The 16,383-nt window shown below is 71.9% G+C and carries 18 protein-coding genes; 12 read left to right on the top strand and 6 right to left on the bottom strand.

The annotated features are described in order from the left end of the window. The first annotated feature begins 208 nt into the window (after positions 1-208). Entirely contained in the window at positions 209-1,720 is a 1,512-nt protein-coding gene (locus ABH931_RS24545; protein ID WP_370117093.1) for a cellulose binding domain-containing protein, read from the top strand. A 161-nt stretch (positions 1,721-1,881) separates the two neighbouring features. Next, positions 1,882-3,201, top strand: a complete 1,320-nt coding sequence (locus ABH931_RS24540) for a glycosyltransferase 87 family protein (RefSeq protein ID WP_370117091.1) — start codon at positions 1,882-1,884, stop codon at positions 3,199-3,201. Between the two features lie 58 nt (positions 3,202-3,259). Here the strand turns inward: ABH931_RS24540 and ABH931_RS24535 are convergent, their stop codons facing one another. Continuing rightward, a complete protein-coding gene (locus tag ABH931_RS24535) occupies positions 3,260-3,721 on the bottom strand; it encodes an SsgA family sporulation/cell division regulator (RefSeq protein WP_370117089.1) in 462 nt (153 codons plus the stop codon). 227 nt (positions 3,722-3,948) lie between these two features. On the opposite strand from ABH931_RS24535, the gene ABH931_RS24530 reads away from it, so the two are divergent. Beyond that, on the top strand, positions 3,949-5,790 hold the full coding sequence (locus ABH931_RS24530) for an RDD family protein (RefSeq protein WP_370117088.1): 1,842 nt from the start codon (positions 3,949-3,951) through the stop codon (positions 5,788-5,790). Between the two features lie 63 nt (positions 5,791-5,853). Then, positions 5,854-6,384 carry an RDD family protein gene (locus ABH931_RS24525; RefSeq protein ID WP_370117085.1) on the top strand — a complete coding sequence of 177 codons (531 nt, stop codon included), beginning with the start codon at positions 5,854-5,856 and terminating at the stop codon, positions 6,382-6,384. A gap of 83 nt (positions 6,385-6,467) precedes the next feature. On the opposite strand, the gene ABH931_RS24520 is transcribed toward ABH931_RS24525, so the two are convergent. The 3 genes from ABH931_RS24520 to ABH931_RS24510 form a co-directional block, all read right to left on the bottom strand. After that, on the bottom strand, positions 6,468-6,725 hold the full coding sequence (locus ABH931_RS24520; RefSeq protein WP_370117082.1) for a hypothetical protein: 258 nt from the start codon (positions 6,723-6,725) through the stop codon (positions 6,468-6,470). Between the two features lie 327 nt (positions 6,726-7,052). Beyond that, positions 7,053-7,646, bottom strand: a complete 594-nt coding sequence (locus ABH931_RS24515) for an isochorismatase family protein (protein WP_370117079.1) — start codon at positions 7,644-7,646, stop codon at positions 7,053-7,055. A gap of 146 nt (positions 7,647-7,792) precedes the next feature. Then, positions 7,793-9,106 (bottom strand): nicotinate phosphoribosyltransferase, encoded by a 1,314-nt coding sequence (locus ABH931_RS24510; protein ID WP_370117076.1) that lies wholly within the window; start codon positions 9,104-9,106, stop codon positions 7,793-7,795. Positions 9,107-9,289: 183 nt separating this feature from the next. On the opposite strand from ABH931_RS24510, the gene clpS reads away from it, so the two are divergent. From clpS to ABH931_RS24470, 8 genes are all read left to right on the top strand, one after another. Further along, positions 9,290-9,601: an ATP-dependent Clp protease adapter ClpS gene (gene clpS / locus ABH931_RS24505; protein ID WP_370117073.1), complete on the top strand. Its 312-nt coding sequence runs from the start codon at positions 9,290-9,292 to the stop codon at positions 9,599-9,601. Positions 9,602-9,611: 10 nt separating this feature from the next. Continuing rightward, positions 9,612-10,178, top strand: coding sequence for a DUF2017 domain-containing protein (locus tag ABH931_RS24500; RefSeq protein WP_370117071.1), 567 nt, complete (start codon positions 9,612-9,614; stop codon positions 10,176-10,178). A 169-nt stretch (positions 10,179-10,347) separates the two neighbouring features. Next, positions 10,348-10,770, top strand: coding sequence for a Mov34/MPN/PAD-1 family protein (locus tag ABH931_RS24495; RefSeq protein ID WP_370117069.1), 423 nt, complete (start codon positions 10,348-10,350; stop codon positions 10,768-10,770). A gap of 128 nt (positions 10,771-10,898) precedes the next feature. Further along, positions 10,899-11,003: a putative leader peptide gene (locus tag ABH931_RS24490; protein ID WP_342342530.1), complete on the top strand. Its 105-nt coding sequence runs from the start codon at positions 10,899-10,901 to the stop codon at positions 11,001-11,003. Positions 11,004-11,118: 115 nt separating this feature from the next. After that, on the top strand, positions 11,119-11,397 hold the full coding sequence (locus ABH931_RS24485; RefSeq protein ID WP_370117065.1) for a MoaD/ThiS family protein: 279 nt from the start codon (positions 11,119-11,121) through the stop codon (positions 11,395-11,397). Position 11,398: 1 nt separating this feature from the next. Next, a complete protein-coding gene (locus ABH931_RS24480; RefSeq protein WP_370117062.1) occupies positions 11,399-12,367 on the top strand; it encodes a PLP-dependent cysteine synthase family protein in 969 nt (322 codons plus the stop codon). A 174-nt stretch (positions 12,368-12,541) separates the two neighbouring features. Then, entirely contained in the window at positions 12,542-12,733 is a 192-nt protein-coding gene (locus ABH931_RS24475) for a helix-turn-helix transcriptional regulator (RefSeq protein WP_370117059.1), read from the top strand. Between the two features lie 154 nt (positions 12,734-12,887). Beyond that, positions 12,888-13,634 (top strand): MBL fold metallo-hydrolase, encoded by a 747-nt coding sequence (locus ABH931_RS24470; RefSeq protein WP_370117056.1) that lies wholly within the window; start codon positions 12,888-12,890, stop codon positions 13,632-13,634. A gap of 16 nt (positions 13,635-13,650) precedes the next feature. Here the strand turns inward: ABH931_RS24470 and ABH931_RS24465 are convergent, their stop codons facing one another. Next, a complete protein-coding gene (locus ABH931_RS24465; RefSeq protein ID WP_370117053.1) occupies positions 13,651-14,883 on the bottom strand; it encodes a PTS transporter subunit EIIC in 1,233 nt (410 codons plus the stop codon). 143 nt (positions 14,884-15,026) lie between these two features. Then, on the bottom strand, positions 15,027-16,280 hold the full coding sequence (locus tag ABH931_RS24460) for a PTS transporter subunit EIIC (RefSeq protein ID WP_370117050.1): 1,254 nt from the start codon (positions 16,278-16,280) through the stop codon (positions 15,027-15,029). Between the last annotated feature and the right edge of the window lie 103 nt (positions 16,281-16,383).

The following is a 16,383-nucleotide window of genomic DNA, read 5'->3' as shown; positions in this document are numbered from 1 at the left end:
CCCTAAGTGGGCTCTACCTCCATCTGAGCACCGGCCTTCCGCTCCTTCGAACGGGCTAGCGTCCTCGGCGACGGATCGCGCGGCCGGTGGTGACAGGGCGTCAACCAACCCGCCCGTGCGCTTCCCGGCTAACGCCCCTTCCCACCAGGGGCCAGGCGCCGGACCGCGTGATCCCTCGGTCGATGTTCCCGTTGCGAGAGGCCCCCGCATGTCGAACCACGCCCGCCGTTCCCGTCGAGCGCCGCGCAGCCGGCGCACCGTGGTCGCGTCCGCCGTCGCCACCGTGCTCCTCGCCGGAGGCGGCGTCGCCCTCGCGGTCAGTGCGAACGCCGCGGGCGTGGGCGCCGTCTACTCCACCACGAGCGACTGGGGGAGCGGCTACAGCGGCCAGTACGACGTCAGCAACCCGACCTCCAGCCCGATCAGTGCCTGGAAGCTCGCCTTCGACCTGCCCGCCGGCGCGACCATCAGCTCGCTGTGGAACGCCACCTACACCGCCAGCGGCCGGCACGTCACGGTCACCCCGGCTTCCTGGGACAGCACCCTCGCGGCCAACCAGCACGCGGTCGTCGGATTCGTCGTGAGCGGCTCGGGTGCGCCCACCAACTGCACCATCAACGGCGCCGACTGCTCCACCGGCGTCGCGCCGACCCCGTCGGGCCAGCCCACCACGGCCACCCCGACCCCGGCGCCGACCGCGACCGCGACGAAGCCGGCGCCCACCCCGACGCCGACCGCGACGAAGACCACCACGCCGACGCCCACGCCGACGCCCTCCGCGTCCAGCACCGGCACGGCCTCCGGCGCCGGCTTCTCGCCGTACGTCGATACCTCCCTCTACCCGGCCTACGACATCGTGGCCACCGCCAAGGCGACCGGGGTGAAGAACTTCAACCTCGCGTTCGTCACCGACGGCGGCGGCTGCAACCCGGAGTGGGGCGGCGTCTCCGCGCTGACCAACGACGGCGTTCCCGGCCAGATCGGCGCGCTGCGCGCGCTCGGCGGGGACGTGCGGGTCTCCTTCGGCGGTGCCAACGGCACCGAGCTCGCCGACTCCTGCACCAGCGTGAGCGCGCTCACCGCGGCGTACCAGAAGGTCATCGACACCTACGGGCTCACCAAGATCGACTTCGACGTGGAGGGCGCGGCCGCCGCCGACACCGCCGGGATCAGCCGCCGCGACCAGGCCGTCGCCCAGCTCCAGCAGACCGCCAAGGCCAAGGGCAAGGCGCTCGACGTCTCCTTCACCCTGCCCGTGCTGCCCTCCGGCCTGGTGCAGTCCGGCACGGACCTGCTCCAGGACGCGAAGAACGCGGGCGTCGCCGTCTCCGCGGTCAACGTGATGGCGATGGACTACGGCGACGGTGCCGCGCCGAGCCCGAGCGGCAAGATGGGCCAGTACGCCATCGACGCCGCGACCGCGACCCAGGCCCAGATCAAGTCGATCTTCGGCTGGGACGACGCCACCGCGTGGAAGCACGTCGCGGTGACCCCGATGATCGGCGTCAACGACACCAACACCGAGATCTTCACCGTCGCCGACGCGACCCAGCTGGCGCAGTTCGCGGGTGCCAAGCACCTCGCCTGGCTGTCGATGTGGTCCGCCACCCGCGACCAGCAGTGCTCCGGCGGGGCCAAGTCCTACGCCGACGCCACCTGCAGCAGCATCGCCCAGCAGCCGCTGGACTTCAGCCGGGCCTTCGGGACGTACGCGGGCTGATCCCGCACGGCTGATCCGTACGGCTGATTTGCACGGCTGATCCGCACGGTGCCGAAGGGGCCGGAGTGAACCGAGGGAACTCGGGGCGCTCCGGCCTCGTCCTGTGTAGGGCGTGTGCTTCGGTTAGTGTCACGCGAGGAAGACGAGAAGGAGTGTTCTGCGTGGCCACCGTCCATCGGGTCATCGAGGCCGTCCGTACGGCACCTCGCCGTACCACGAAGAGGGCGGCCCTCGTGGCGCTGGCCTCGCTGCTGCTGTACGCGGCGCTGCGGCACCTCTCCCACGTCTCCATGGTCGACGCGATGGTCTACCAGGCCGAGGGCGGGGCGGTCGCGCACGGCCACGACCTGTACCAGCTGCGCGTCGGCGCCTACGCGCTGCCCGCGACCTACCCCCCGTTCTCCGCGATGCTCTTCGCACCCGCGTCGCTGCTGTCCTTCGGGGTCCTGCGGGTGGTGGTCACCCTGGTCAACCTGGTCGAGCTCGCCGTCGTCGCCGCACTGTCCTGCAAGCTCGTCGGCTGGCCCAGCCGGCCGCTGCGGCCGGCGGCCGTGATCCTGGTGACCGGTTGCGGGGTCTGGCTGGAGCCGGTGTGGACGACGCTGCGGTACGGCCAGATCAACCTGCTGATCCTCGCCCTGGTGCTGTGGGACCTCACCCTGCCCGACAGCAGCCGGCTCAAGGGCGTCGGCATCGGCCTGGCCGCGGGGCTCAAGGTGACCCCCGGATTCTTCGTCCTGTACCTGCTGCTCACCCGCCGCTTCCGCGCGGCCGCAACCGCCGCCGCGTCCTGCGCCGCCACGGTGCTCGTCGGCCTGCTCGTCCTGCCCGGCGCCAGCTGGGACTTCTGGACCAAGGAGCTCTACGACACCACGCGCGTCGGCAAGGAGTACATCGTCGACAACCAGTCGCTGCGCGGCATGATGGACCGCCTCCTGCTCAGTACGCACACCGGCGTCTCGACGCTGCTGCTGGTCGCCGGCGTCGCGGTCACCGGCCTCGCGCTGGCCGTGCTGATCGACCGGCGCTGCGCCGGGATGCCCCGGGCCCAGGCCTGGTCGGGGCTGACGGTGGCCTTCACGATGGTGCTCGTCTCCCCGATCAGCTGGACCCACCACTGGGTCTGGTGCGTGCCGCTGCTGGTTCTGCTCGGCGCGGAGGCCCGTGACGAACGGCGCCGCGCCCGGCCCGGCTGGGCGGGCCACCGCTGGCGGCTGGTGCTGGGCGCGACCGCGCTGTGCTTCTGCTCCTTCGCGATGTGGTTCGTCCCGCACCGGGCATGGGCGGGGCAGGTGAGACTGTCGTACTGGTTCGAGCCCATGGCGTCGGTCTACCCGCTGTTCGGTCTGGCCTTCCTGGGCCTGGTCGCCGTGCGCGTCGTGCGTCGCCTGCGTGCCGAGCCCGTGCCGGCGTGGGAGACGCCGCAGGGGCGCGGGGCCTCGGCCCTGGGCGGCCGTCCCCGAGCCACGGCGCGACGCTGAGCGGTGCCCGGCTGAGCGGTGCCTGGCCGGGCGGTGCCCGGCGGGCGCTGAGACCGTTTCAGGCGCTGCCCAGCAGCGCGGCCAACTGCGCGTCCAGGTCCAGCGCCGCGGACTCGGCGCCGGAGGGCATCGCGCGCAGCGTCTCCTCCAGCCAGGTGGCGACCGGCGCCGCGGGTGCCTCCAGCAGCGCCTCGCCCGCGGGGGAGCTGAGCGCCAGGCAGATCAGGCTGCGCCCGTCCGCGCGGGTCGGCCAGATCCGCACGTCACCCGTTCCGCAGGCGCGGAACACCCCCTCCACCAGCAGTTCGCGGGCGAAGACCCAGGTGACCGGGGAGTCCTGCCCCAGGTGGAAGGTGATGTGCACGGCGAACGGGTCGTCCGTGCAGTAGGCCAGCAGGGCGGGCACCGGCAGGCTGCGCTCGGGCGAGAGCACGAGCTGCACGGTCAGCTCCTGCTCGACGCAGTCGTGGACGTCGGCGGCGTAGTCGTCGTGGCGCTCGTTGCGGTCGGCGGCGGCCATGGGGCGCTCCCTCTCTCGTGCTCGCGCCCCTTCGGGGCGGGTCACCAGGAGAGACGGCGCTCGCTTCCCGCTCTTACAGCGGTTTCGCGAGGTTTTTCGCATGAGTTCCGTGAGCGCGGTACTACTCTTTGTGACACGGCGAGGACGCGTCGTGTTCGGGACCCCCATCTCTCCCCGCGACGCGCCGCCGCGCAGGCACCGGCACCGATGAAGCGGGATTGCTATCAATGACGGTTCAGCCCCCCGCGGAGCGCCCCGCGCCCGGCTACTACCCTGACCCCTCCATTCCCGGTTTCGTCCGCTACTGGGACGGGGACGCCTGGACCCCCGGCAGCGCCCGCCCCGCGCCGCAGGACGGTGCGCCGCTGCCGCCCCCGCCGCGCACCGGCGCCCGTGGCGGCCTCCGTGTCGCCCCGCCCCCGCCCCCGCGGCCCGCGGCGGTGGAGGAGACGGGTCCGGTCTTCCTGGACGAGACGGGCGCGGCGCAGCTGGTCGTTCCGGCTCGGCAGGCCCCCGACGGGGGCGCGGTGTCGGTCTGGGGCGCGAGCCCGCAGGCGCAGCCCGGACTGCTGGACACGGGCATGGTCCCGCGCAGCGTCACCTGGGGCGTCCCAGGCGTCCCGGCCGTCCCTGAGCCCGCGGGCCAGGCGCCCCTCGTCCAGGACGACCCGGACGAGGAACTCGCCTCCGCCCTGCGCCTCGCGCTCTCCCAGACCCGGCGCGCCCAGCTCCCGCCCCCGGCCCAGTACGAGACCGACTCCTGGACCACCCCACCCGTGGTACCGACGTGGGCCCCCGCCCCGCCCCCGGCCGTGCCCCCCGCGGTCCTGGAGCAGCCGCCCTTCCCGCGGGTCGACGCGGAGCCCGCGTCCTGGACGTCACCGGCGCCGGTGGCCCCGGAGGAGTCCGCGGGGGAGCGGCCGGTGCCCTTCGGCGACGCGGTGCCGACCGCCGCTCCGCCGTACGAGGCGCCCACGCCGTGGGCGACCGCCGCCGCCCCGGCGCCGTCCCGTGGCCTGACGCCGCCGCCCGTCGCGCCGCGTGAGGCCGCGCCCGCGGCGTGGGTGGCCGCCGACTCGGGGCCGGTGGCTCCGGTGGGCTTCGCCGGTGACGGGGTGTCGGCGCCGTCCCCGGGCGTGAAGCCGCCGCTTGCCGCGCCCGCCTCGTGGGCGGCCCTGGCGGGGCGGGCGGTGGAGGAGCAGCCCTCGTCCTCCGGGGTCCGGGCCACGGCCGCATCTGCACCCGCGTCTGCACCCGCGCCTGCACCTGTGTCGCCTTCGCGCAGCGCCGACGCTTCCACGGGAGCCGCGCCCGCGTCGTGGGCGGCCACGGCCGCTGCCGCGGCTCCGGCCGCGCCGGTGCAGGCCGAGGAGCGACCGTCCGTTCCGTCCCACGGGGCGGCGCCGGCCGCGCGGGTCGCACCGCCGGAGCAGGTCGCGGCCCCGGAGGCGAAGCCGCCCGTGCGGCGGGTGGGGCTGCCGGCGCGGGAGGTCGCCGGCGCGACGGAGGCCGGGTCGGCGCGCCGTGCGGCGCCCGAGCGTGCTGGGCGCGCGGCGTCCGGCGTGGGGCAGCGCAGGCCGAAGGGGACGCGGCCGGCCCTGCTGGGCCCGCGCATCGGGGCGCGGCTCGTGGATGCGCTGGTGACCTACGCCCTCGTCGGGGTGCTGGGTGTGGTCCTGGTGCAGCGGGTGACGCTGCACCTGCAGGCGAAGGTGGAGGCCGCCCGCGCCAGCGGCGTCCCGCAGACGGTGTGGCTGGTGGACGGGACCGTGCTGGCCGACGCCGGCCTGCTGCTGGCGGCCCTGCTCCTCGTCGGCGTGCTGTACGAGACGATCCCGGTCGCGGTCTGGGGGCGGACCCTGGGCAAGGCGGTCTTCGGGTTGACCGTGATCGACGTCCGGACCAAGTCCCGGCCGAGGCTGGCCCGCACCTTCCTGCGGACCGCCCTCTGCCAGACGCTGGTCTTCCTGCTCCTCGGAATCCTCGAACTGGTGCCCTGTGCCACCGATCGGAAGTTCCGTCAGAGCTGGCACGACAAGCTGGGCGGTACCTACGTCGTGAAGCGGTGACGAAACGCTGAAAACGCACCAAGATCCGACAAAATGTCCGGACCGGGTGGTTCACTGCTGGCTATGACGACGCCTGAGCCCCCGGACGGTGGCGGACCGTACTACCACCCGCCCTTCGACACCCAGCCGGGCGGCGCGCCCACGGACGTGCTGGGCGGCATGCCGCCCCTCGCGCCGCTGGGGCGGCGGCTCACGGCCCGCACCCTGGACATCGTCATCGTGATCGTCATCACCGTCCCGATCACGCTGATCACCTACTTCGCGGACCGTCACGACAGCCGTCTGGTGAGCTTCGTGGGCTCGCTCGCCGCGATGCTGGTCGCCTTCGTCTACGAGGGACTGATGCTGACCCGGTCCAACGGGCAGACGCTCGGCAAGAAGTGGCTGGGCCTGCGCGTCGCGATGCTGGCGAACGGCAGCGCGCCGGACTCCTCGCCGGGGTGGCTGCGCGCTGCGGTCTGGGGGCTGCCGGGGGCGGTCGTCTGCGGCTGCCTGTGGTGGATCATCGACGGCGTCTGGGTCACCTGGGACCAGCCCTACCGGCAGGCGCTCCACGACAAGGCCGCCAAGACGGTGGTCGTGGAGGCCCGTTGAGCCCGGCGCGGTAAAGATGTGATCATGAACGGTGCGGCGCCCCGGGCAGGGGGCGCCGCACCTTCTCGTGCTCGACCGTGCGCTCAGCGCGCGACGTGCTCGGGCTCCGGGATGGTCTCCACAGCCGGCGCCTGGCTCTGGGCGACGACCCGGGACGGGCCCGCCGCGCCGCGCGGCCTGGCGCGCCGGACCGCGGCGAAGACGCCGACGCCGAGCCCGAGCAGAACCAGCAGCAGGATGACCGGCGTGCTCTGCGTGCCCGAGAGGGCCAGCAGGGCGACCGTGGCGCCGACGACGGCGAGGGTGCCGAGGGCCAGCTGGGAAACGGTCAGACGTGGCATGGCTGTTCCGTCCTTCGGCGTCGGGACTGCGGGCCGGCCACGGATCGATCGGGGCCCGCCGGGGGAGAGTTCGAGCGGGGGACTCGCTTGTACGGCAGATACCCGGCGCATGTGCCGGTAAGCCAACCCTTAGCCCGGGGAGGGAGCACAGGGGGGCGCACGGGCTCACAGGTCTTGACGCCCCCCGGTTCGCGATGCTGTCGCCCCCGCCTCAACCCCTGGTCAACCCCCGGTCGACCCGCTCGGTCGGTCCCCGGCCCACCCGCTCGGTCAACCCCCAGTCGATCCGCTCGGTCGACCCGCTCGGTCGGTCCCCGGCCCACCCGCTCAGCCGGGCAGGACCACCGGCGTGCCGGTCAACCGCACGCCCGCCGCCCGGAGTTCGGCCAGCGCCGTCTCCGTCGTGGCCTTCGCCACGCCCGCCGTCAGGTCGAGCAGCACCCGCGTGGTGAAGCCCTCGCGCGCGGCGTCCAGCGCGGTGGCGCGGATGCAGTGGTCGGTCGCGATGCCGACGACGTCGACCTCGGTCACCTGGTGGGCGCGCAGCCAGTCGCCGAGGCCCACACCGTTCTCGTTGAAGCCCTCGAAGCCGCTGTAGGCCGCCGCGTGGGCACCCTTGTCGAACACGGCCTCGACCGCGCCGGAGGTGACGCTCGGCGCGAAGTTGGGGTGGAAACCGACGCCCTCGGTGCCGGCGACGCAGTGGGCCGGCCAGCTCGCCCGGAAGTCGGGATCCTCGGAGAAGTGCGCGCCGGGGTCGATGTGGTGGTCGCGGGTGGCCACCACGTGGTCGTAGCCGCCGGTGCTCTCGGCGACCAGGTCGGTGATGGCGGCGGCCACCTCCGCACCCCCGGCGACCGGCAGGCTGCCGCCCTCGCAGAAGTCGTTCTGCACGTCCACGATGATCAGTGCGCGGCGCATGGCGGTGACTCTCCTCGGCCTTTCGACGAAACGTGATGTGTGTTGGCAGCAGAGTAGGGAGGGACGGGGGATTGCGCGAGGGGTGGCCGCGTGGCGAACTCCGCGTGTCAACCCCCGTGCGCCCCCCGCCCGGGCTCCAGCCCGGCTCAGGCGCCGGTGTACTCCGTCGGCAGGACCGCCTCACCCTTGGACAACTGGGTTGCAGACAAGGGGAGTTGGTTGCGCGAGCGGAGGTGACGCTCGCGCGCGGCGGTCAGCGGCTCGCGGCCGACGATCTCGCCGCCGCGCACCAGCTCGCGGTGGAGCAGGTTCTCCCGCAGCTCCGCCGGGACGGGGCCGGTGCCGACGACCTCCGCCTCGGCCACGCCGTCCGCGTCCAGCCGCCGGGCCGCCCACTTGGCGCCGCCACGGCTGGCCTTGGCCCCGGCCGAGCGCTTGGCGACCGGCACCATCGGGGCGTCCGGGGCGACCGAGGAGGCGCGCGCGACCAGCTTGTAGACCATCGAGCAGGTCGGCTGCCCGCTGCCGGTGACCAGGGAGGTGCCCACGCCGTAGGCGTCGACGGGCGCGGCGGCCAGCGCGGCGATGGCGTACTCGTCCAGGTCGGAGGTGACCACGATCCGGGTCTTCACCGCGCCCAGCTCGTCCAGCTGGCGGCGGACCCGGTGGGCCAGCATCAGCAGGTCGCCGGAGTCGATGCGGACCGCGCCGAGATCCGTCCCGGCCACCTCGATGGCGGTCCGGACGGCCTCGGTCAGGTCGTAGGTGTCCACCAGCAGGGTGGTGCCGCGGCCCATGGAGTCGATCTGCGCGGTGAACGCGTCGCGCTCGCTGTCGTGCAGCAGGGTGAACGCGTGGGCGGCCGTCCCGGTGGTCGGGATGCCGTACTCGAAACCGGCTTGAAGGTCGGAGGTGGCGCCGAAGCCCGCGACGTAGGCGGCCCGCGCGGCCGAGACGGCGGCGTGCTCGTGGGTGCGCCGGGCGCCCATCTCGATCATCGGACGGTCCCCGGCGGCCGCGGCCATCCGGGAGGCGGCGGCGGCGATGGCCGAGTCGTGGTTGAGGATCGACAGGATCGCCGTCTCCAGGATCACCGCCTCGGCGAAGCTGCCTTCGACCACCAGGATCGGCGAGCCGGGGAAGTAGCACTCGCCCTCGCCGTAGCCGCGGATGTCGCCACGGAAGCGGTAGTCGGCGAGCCAGGCGAGCGTCTCGGCGTCCACGACCTGCTGGTCGGCGAGCCAGTCCAGCTGGGCGGGGGTGAAGCGGAAGTTCTCGACCGCGTCCAGCACCCGCCCGATCCCGGCGGCCACCCCGTAGCGGCGCCCCTCGGGCAGGCGACGGGTGAAGACCTCGAAGACGGAGTGCCGCTGCGCCGCACCGCTGCGCAGGGCGGCCTGCAGCATGGTGAGCTCGTAGCGGTCGGTGAGCAGGGCGGTCGACGCCGTTGCAGCATCCATGCGCAGCATCGTACCCCCCATTTCGTCAGTTTGACGATTTCTCCTGTCGTGGATCACCCAGAAGGCAGCGCAGATCACCCGGGGGGCAGTGCGGATCACCCGGGCGGGTCCCGGATCGCTTCGAGATCGCCCGGATGGCAGCATGGTGTCTGCACAAGAGGTCGTCGACGAGCAGCAACAGGAGTGCCAACCGTGAGCGTCGCGCCGGTGGAGATCGAGCGCACCGAGTCGGAGGCGGCACCCTTCCAGGTGCCCGATCCCGACGTTCCCTGGGTGACGATCGTCCACAACGACCCTGTTAACTTGATGTCGTACGTCGTCTACGTCTTCCAGGCGTACTTCGGCTACCCCAAGGAGAAGGCCCGTCAACTGATGCTCGACGTGCACCACAAGGGCCGCGCGACGGTCTCCAGCGGCACCCGCGAGGAGATGGAGCGCGACGTCCAGGCGATGCACGGGTACGGGCTGTGGGCCACGCTGCAGCACGAGAAGTGACGGGCAATCGATGACCGGTCTGTTCAAGCGCGCCCGCGGTGGCGGCGCGCAGCTCACCCTCGACCCGGTCGAGGCGTCCATCCTGCGCAACCTCATGGTGCAGATGCTGGAACTGATCGGCCCCGGCCCGGGTGGTGACACCCCGGAGGATCCGCTCGCCGCGCTCTTCGCCGAGGGCCCCACCAAGGCTCCGGAGGACCCGGCGCTGGCGCGTCTCTTCCCCGACGCCTACGCCGAGGGCCCCGACGCCGCCGAGCACGCGGCGGAGTTCCGCCGCTACACCGAGAACGACCTGCGCGCCCGCAAGCGCGAGGACGCGCTCGCGCTGGTCCGGGCCATCGACGCGGCGGAGGAGGACCGGCGCGGCAACGTCCGGCTGACCCTCGACGACGAGGGCTGCCGACGCGCCCTGGGCGCGCTCAACGACCTCCGTCTGACGCTGGGCACGCGCCTGGAGGTCTCCGAGGACGACGACGAGCTGTACTCCTTGCCGGACGAGGACGAGCGCAAGCCGCTGGTCATGGCCTACCTCTGGCTCGGCGGCCTCCAGGAGACCCTCGTCGAGACGATGATGTAGCTTTCGCTCTCGCGCGGTTGCACCCTCCAGGGGCGCGGGGAACTGCGCGACAAGCCACCCACGGCCTGTGTTCCCGAGCGGACAGAGCCATCCGCCTCGAGTGGGCTGCTCGCGCAGTTCCCCGCGCCCCCGGAAAGGGCGACTGGGCGCCCCGCCTATTCTTGGGCCCATGCTGACCATCACCCGCGAACTGCACGACGCGATCGTCGCCCACGCGCGCGCCGACCACCCCGACGAGGCCTGCGGCGTGGTCGCCGGGCCCGTCGGCACCGGCCGGCCGGAGCGGTTCATCCCCATGCTCAACGCCGCGCGCTCGCCCACGTTCTACGAGTTCGACTCGGGTGACCTGCTGAAGCTCTACCGCGAGATGGACGACCGCGACGAGGAGCCCGTCGTGATCTATCACTCCCACACCGCCACCGAGGCGTACCCCTCCCGGACCGACGTGTCCTACGCGTCCGAGCCGAACGCCCACTACGTGCTCGTCTCCACCGCGGACTGCGGCACCGACGAGGGCCCGTTCCAGTTCCGCTCGTTCCGCATCGTGGACGGTGTGATCACAGAGGAAGACGTGGAGGTCGTCTCCGGCTGAACGGCGGGTGGCCCGGAGGCCCCGGCGTGGCCCGCCGGGCCCTCCGGCGTCTTGGTATTCGGGACGGAATCGTCCGTCTGGCGGGACGGGGATCCCGTTCGGGGGGCGGGAATCTATACGATGCCTGCATGCGTTCCGTCGACATGAGCCCTCACGCGCCCGGCATCCGCCTCGTCGCGCGGCTGCACGTCGACCTGTGCCGCCTCGCCAGCGCCATCTGTCGCGCCGCCTGAGCCCTGCCCCGCAGCGTCGCCCGCCCGTTCCTCGAGACTCCGCGGCGACGTCGCGAACGCCCGCGCGCTCGGCACGCGCGTCCTCTCCCACCGAGACCACCCCTGGAGCCCCGCCATGGCCATCGAGGTCCGCATCCCGACCATCCTCCGCACCTACACCGACGGCGCCAAGGCCGTCGAGGGCAGCGGCGCCACCCTGGACGCCCTCTTCAGCGACCTCGACGCCCGGCACCCTGGCCTGCGCGAGCGACTCGTCGACGGCGGCGAGCTGCGCCGCTTCGTCAACGTCTACCTGAACGACGAGGACGTCCGCTTCCTCGCCGGCATCAACACCGAGGTCGCCGCGGGCGACAGCGTCACCATCCTGCCCGCCGTGGCCGGCGGCGCGCGCTGAGATGAGGTACGAGACCCCCCTCGAAGCCGTCGGCAACACCCCCCTCGTCGGCCTGCCGCGCCTCGCTGCGACGGTGCCGGGCAACGAGGAGGGTCTGGTCCGGCTGTGGGCCAAGCTGGAGGACCGCAATCCGACCGGCTCGGTCAAGGACCGTCCCGCCCTGCACATGATCGAGCAGGCGGAAGCCGCGGGCCGGCTCACGCCGGGCTGCACGATCCTGGAACCCACCAGCGGCAACACCGGCATCTCGCTGGCGATGGCGGCGAAGCTCAAGGGCTACCGCATGGTCTGCGTCATGCCGGAGAACACCAGCGAGGAGCGGCGCGAGCTGCTGCGCATGTGGGGCGCGGAGGTCATCTCCTCCCCGGCGGCCGGAGGCTCGAACACGGCCGTCCGCGTCGCGAAGGAGCTGGCGGCGGAGCACCCGGACTGGGTGATGCTCTACCAGTACGGCAACCCCGACAACGCGGGCGCGCACTACAAGGGCACCGGCCCGGAGATCCTGGCCGACCTGCCGACCGTCACGCACTTCGTCGCCGGCCTCGGCACGACGGGCACGCTGATGGGCGTCGGGCGCTTCCTGCGGGAGAAGGTCCCCGGCGTGCAGATCGTCGCGGCGGAGCCCCGGTACGACGATCTGATCTACGGGCTGCGCAACCTCGACGAGGGCTTCGTCCCGGAGCTGTACGACGCCCAGGTACTGACCACGCGGTTCAGCGTCGGCAGCGCGGACGCCGTCCGCAGGACCCGGGAACTGCTCCAGCTGGAGGGCATCTTCGCGGGCATCTCCACCGGCTGCAGCGTCCATGCGGCCCTCGGCGTCGGCCGCAAGGCCGTGACGGCGGGCGAGCGGGCGGACATCGTGTTCGTCGTCGCGGACGGCGGGTGGAAGTACCTGTCGACCGGCATCTACACGGCGGAGACGACCGAGCAGGCCGTCGAGGCGCTCCAGGGTCAGCTCTGGGCATAGGGCTCCCATCTGTAAAGACTGTGACGGGCCTGGATTCTTTGTCCGTTTCCTGCCCTGAAACCGTTACAGAACGCCCACAGCCCCCGATGCCGGGAGCTTCCTCTCGTTGGGCCGGAAAACGCTGGATTCCACGCAGTCCAGCCGTAGTTCCGCGTCCGACGGAGGAGGCCCCGCATGAGCTCCGCCAACCTGTGGTCCTACCGGGAGATCGCCGCGCACATCGGGGTGAAGCCCGAGACGGTGAAGTCGTACCGGCGGCAGGGCATCCTGCCGCAGCCCGACGTGGTCACGTCCTTCGGGCAACCGCGCTGGTATCCGGACACGATCCGAGCATGGGTACGACGCCGCCCGCACAACCGCGAATGAGCGCGGACGCAAGGGCCCTCATCCTGGTGATTCCCGACACAACCGGCCCGGCGGGCGGATGCAGCGGCCCGCCCCCGCCGTACCCTCGTAGCTCACGACCTCACGACCTCACGGCAACGGAGCCGTGGGTGTGAGATTGCGAAGGGCACGCGGCATGAAACTGACGGTGGTCGGGAGCTCCGGGAGCTTTCCCTCGGCGGAGTCGGCCTGCTCCTGCTACCTGGTCGAGGCCGACGGCTTCCAGGTCGTGCTCGACATGGGCAACGGCGCGCTCGGTGCGCTCCAGCGCCACACCGGCCTGTACGACGTGGACGCAGTGGTGCTGAGCCATCTGCATCCGGACCACTGCGTCGACATGTGCGCCTACTACGTCGCCCGCAACTACCGCGTCGAGGGCTGCCCGGACCCGATCCCGGTCTTCGGCCCGAGCGGCACCGCCGCCCGTCTGGCCCGCGCCTACGACATGGACGAGGACCCGGGCATGAAGGGCGTCTTCGACTTCCGCGACCTGCGCGAGGGCAGTTTCGAGCTCGGCCCGTTCACGGTCACCGCCGCCCAGGTGGCCCACCCGGTGGAGGCCTACGGCTTCCGGATCGAGCACGGCGACCGGTCTTTCGTCTACACGGGGGACACCGGCCCCTGCCGGCAGCTGGTGGACCTCGCCCGGGGCACCGACCTGCTCCTCTCCGAGGCCGCGTACACCCACGGCAAGGAGGAGTTCGTCGACGTCCACCTCAACGGCCGCCAGGCCGGCGAGCTGGCGACGGTCGCCGGCGCCCGCCGGCTCGTGCTGACCCACATCCCGCCGTGGACGGACCCGGAGCGCAACGCCACCGACGCGGCCGAGGCATACGACGGCCCGGTCGAGCTGGCTCGACCGGGCGCGGTGTACGAGATCTGACGGGGCGTCGCCCGGCCTACGCCTTGGTGACGTCCTCGATCTCCTCCTCGGGCTCGCGGCCCGGGGTGGCGAGGTTGAACTTCACGATCGCGAAGCGGAAGAGCGTGTAGTAGACCACCGCGAAGACCAGGCCGATCGGGATGATCAGCCACGGCTTGGTGGCGAAGTGCCAGTTGAGGACGTAGTCCAGCAGGCCCGCCGAGAAGGTGAAGCCGTGGTGGACGCCCAGCGCCCAGGTGACCGCCATCGACACACCGGTCAGCAGCGCGTGGATCACGAAGAGCACCGGCGCGATGAACATGAACGCGAACTCGATCGGCTCGGTCACACCGGTGACGAACGCGGTCAGCGCGACCGAGAGCATCATGCCCGCGACGACCTTGCGGCGCTCGGGGCGCGCGGTGTGGACGATCGCCAGGGCGGCGGCCGGGAGGCCGAACATCATGATCGGGTAGAAGCCGCTCATGAACTGACCGGCCGTCGGGTCACCGGCGAAGAAGCGATTCAGGTCGCCGTGGACACCGTGGTAGGTGCCGACCTGCTGCCAGAAGAAGGTGTTCACGAACTGGTGCATGCCGATCGGCAGCAGCAGGCGGTTGACGAAGCCGAAGATGCCGGCACCCAGCGGGCCGAGACCGATCAGCCAGTTGGAGAAGTGGTCGAGGCCGCCGCCGACGGTGCCCCAGGTGACGCCGAACAGCACGCCGACCAGGGTGCCGACGAAGGCCATCTGGATCGGGACGAGGCGGCGGCCGTTGAAGAAGCCGAGCCAGTCGACCAGCTTGGTGCGGTGGTACTTCTGCCACAGCACGGCGGAGAGCAGACCGATCACGATGCCGCCGAGGACACCGGGGTTCTGCGGGGTGCCGGCGGGAGTCGCGGCGGTGACCGAACCGGCGGCGGGGAAGGCGGTCAGCACGTTGTGGTAGACCACGAAGCCGACGACCGCGGCCAGCGCGGTCGAGCCGTCCGCCTTCTTGGCGAAGCCGATGGCCACGCCGATGCAGAACAGCAGTGGCATGTTGTCGAAGACGCCCTGGCCGGCGGCGGCGAAGACGGAGGCAACCTTGCCCCAGTGCAGCCCCTGGGCGCCGAAGACGTCGGGCTGGCCCAGACGCAGCAGGATGCCCGCTGCCGGGAGGACGGCGATCGGCAGCTGGAGGCTGCGGCCCAGCTTCTGCATGCCCTGGAAGAGGCCCGAGCCCCGCTTCTTTGCGGGGGCCACCGGGGCGGCGGTGGTTGCGCTCATGGTGTTCCCTAACGAAGTAATGGTCCACACCACAGTGGTTTAGACCACGTGGTGTAGACCATTCTTAGCACGGCTTTACGGGAGCGCCAGACCCTGTGTCGGAGTTGTGATGTTCCGGAACTATTGCTTCCGGATGACCCCGACTACGCCTTGGTGACGTCCTCCAGCTCGCCCTCGGGCTCGCGGCCCGGGGTGGGGAGGTTGAACCTCGTGATCGCGAAGCGGAAGAGCCCGTAGTAGACGGCGGCGAAGACCAGGCCGATCGGGATGATCATCCAGGGCTTGGTGGCCAGGTTCCAGTTGAGCGCGTAGTCGATCAGCCCGGCCGAGAAGGTGAAGCCGTCGTGGACGCCCAGCGCCCAGGTGACCGCCATCGAGACACCCGTCAGCAGCGCGTGGATCACGTACAGGACCGGGGCGATGAACATGAACGAGAACTCGATCGGCTCGGTCACGCCCGTCACGAACGCCGTCAGGCCGACCGAGACCATCATGCCCGTGACCGCCTTGCGGCGCTCCGGCCGGGCGCAGTGCGCGATGGCCAGGGCGGCGGCCGGAAGGGCGAACATCATGATCGGGAAGAAGCCGGTCAGGAACTGGCCCGCGGTCGGGTCGCCGTGCATGAAGCGCGGGATCTCGCCCACCCAGGTGTGCCCGCTCGCGTCGGTGTACGAGCCGACCTGCTGCTGGAAGAAGGTGTTCAGGAACTGGTGCATGCCGACCGGGATCAGCAGGCGGTTGGCGACACCGAAGATGCCCGCGCCGAGCCAGCCGAGGCCCACCAGCCAGCTGCCGAAGTGCTCGAGGCCGGTGCCGATCGGGCCCCAGGCCAGGCCGAAGACGACGCCGAGCAGGGTGCCGACGAAGGCCATGATGATCGGCACCAGGCGGCGGCCGTTGAAGAAGCCGAGCCAGTCCACCAGCTTGGTGCGGTGGTACTTCTGCCACAGCAGGGCGGCCAGCAGGCCGACCACGATGCCGCCGAGGACGCCCGGATCCTGCGGCTTGCCGTCCGGCAGCGCCGCGGTGACGGTGCCCGCCATCGGGAAGACGGTCAGCACGTTCTTGAAGACCAGGTAGCCGACGAGCGCGGCCAGCGCGGTCGAGCCGTCCGACTTCTTGGCGAAGCCGATGGCCACGCCGACGCAGAAGAGCAGCGGGAGGTTGTTGAACAGCGCGCCGCCCGCGGTGTTGAAGACGGCCGCGACCTTGTCCCACTGGAGCCCCTGGGCGCCGAAGACGTCCGGCTGGCCCAGGCGCAGCAGGATGCCGGCCGCCGGGAGCACGGCGACGGGAAGCTGGAGGCTGCGGCCGATCTTCTGCAGGCCCTGCAGCACGCCGCTGCCTGGCTTGGGCTTGCTGCTGGTGGCTGCCGGTGGAGCGGCGGTCGTGCTCATGGGGTCCCCTTGGGTACGGCTGGGTCGCGACCACGGCAATGTGGTCTAGACCTATGCAACAGCCTGTGTAGGGGAGAGGTAAGAGGAAAGGGCCCCTGGGACG

Origin of the sequence: Streptacidiphilus sp. MAP12-33 (assembly GCF_041261265.1) — a bacterium.
In the GTDB taxonomy this organism is placed as follows: domain Bacteria; phylum Actinomycetota; class Actinomycetes; order Streptomycetales; family Streptomycetaceae; genus Streptacidiphilus.
This window is presented reverse-complemented; position numbering and strand designations above follow the sequence as displayed.

Bases quoted from the DNA above. Each gene is read 5' to 3' on its own strand.
- ABH931_RS24545 (WP_370117093.1), top strand. From the start codon at position 209: ATGTCGAACCACGCCCGCCGTTCCCGTCGAGCGCCGCGCAGCCGGCGC.
- ABH931_RS24535 (WP_370117089.1), bottom strand. From the start codon at position 3,721: ATGGCCGCCGCCGACCGCAACGAGCGCCACGACGACTACGCCGCCGAC.
- ABH931_RS24530 (WP_370117088.1), top strand. From the start codon at position 3,949: ATGACGGTTCAGCCCCCCGCGGAGCGCCCCGCGCCCGGCTACTACCCT.
- ABH931_RS24525 (WP_370117085.1), top strand. From the start codon at position 5,854: ATGACGACGCCTGAGCCCCCGGACGGTGGCGGACCGTACTACCACCCG.
- ABH931_RS24520 (WP_370117082.1), bottom strand. From the start codon at position 6,725: ATGCCACGTCTGACCGTTTCCCAGCTGGCCCTCGGCACCCTCGCCGTC.
- ABH931_RS24515 (WP_370117079.1), bottom strand. From the start codon at position 7,646: ATGCGCCGCGCACTGATCATCGTGGACGTGCAGAACGACTTCTGCGAG.
- ABH931_RS24510 (WP_370117076.1), bottom strand. From the start codon at position 9,106: ATGGATGCTGCAACGGCGTCGACCGCCCTGCTCACCGACCGCTACGAG.
- ABH931_RS24500 (WP_370117071.1), top strand. From the start codon at position 9,612: ATGACCGGTCTGTTCAAGCGCGCCCGCGGTGGCGGCGCGCAGCTCACC.
- ABH931_RS24495 (WP_370117069.1), top strand. From the start codon at position 10,348: ATGCTGACCATCACCCGCGAACTGCACGACGCGATCGTCGCCCACGCG.
- ABH931_RS24490 (WP_342342530.1), top strand. From the start codon at position 10,899: ATGCGTTCCGTCGACATGAGCCCTCACGCGCCCGGCATCCGCCTCGTC.
- ABH931_RS24485 (WP_370117065.1), top strand. From the start codon at position 11,119: ATGGCCATCGAGGTCCGCATCCCGACCATCCTCCGCACCTACACCGAC.
- ABH931_RS24480 (WP_370117062.1), top strand. From the start codon at position 11,399: ATGAGGTACGAGACCCCCCTCGAAGCCGTCGGCAACACCCCCCTCGTC.
- ABH931_RS24475 (WP_370117059.1), top strand. From the start codon at position 12,542: ATGAGCTCCGCCAACCTGTGGTCCTACCGGGAGATCGCCGCGCACATC.
- ABH931_RS24470 (WP_370117056.1), top strand. From the start codon at position 12,888: ATGAAACTGACGGTGGTCGGGAGCTCCGGGAGCTTTCCCTCGGCGGAG.
- ABH931_RS24465 (WP_370117053.1), bottom strand. From the start codon at position 14,883: ATGAGCGCAACCACCGCCGCCCCGGTGGCCCCCGCAAAGAAGCGGGGC.
- ABH931_RS24460 (WP_370117050.1), bottom strand. From the start codon at position 16,280: ATGAGCACGACCGCCGCTCCACCGGCAGCCACCAGCAGCAAGCCCAAG.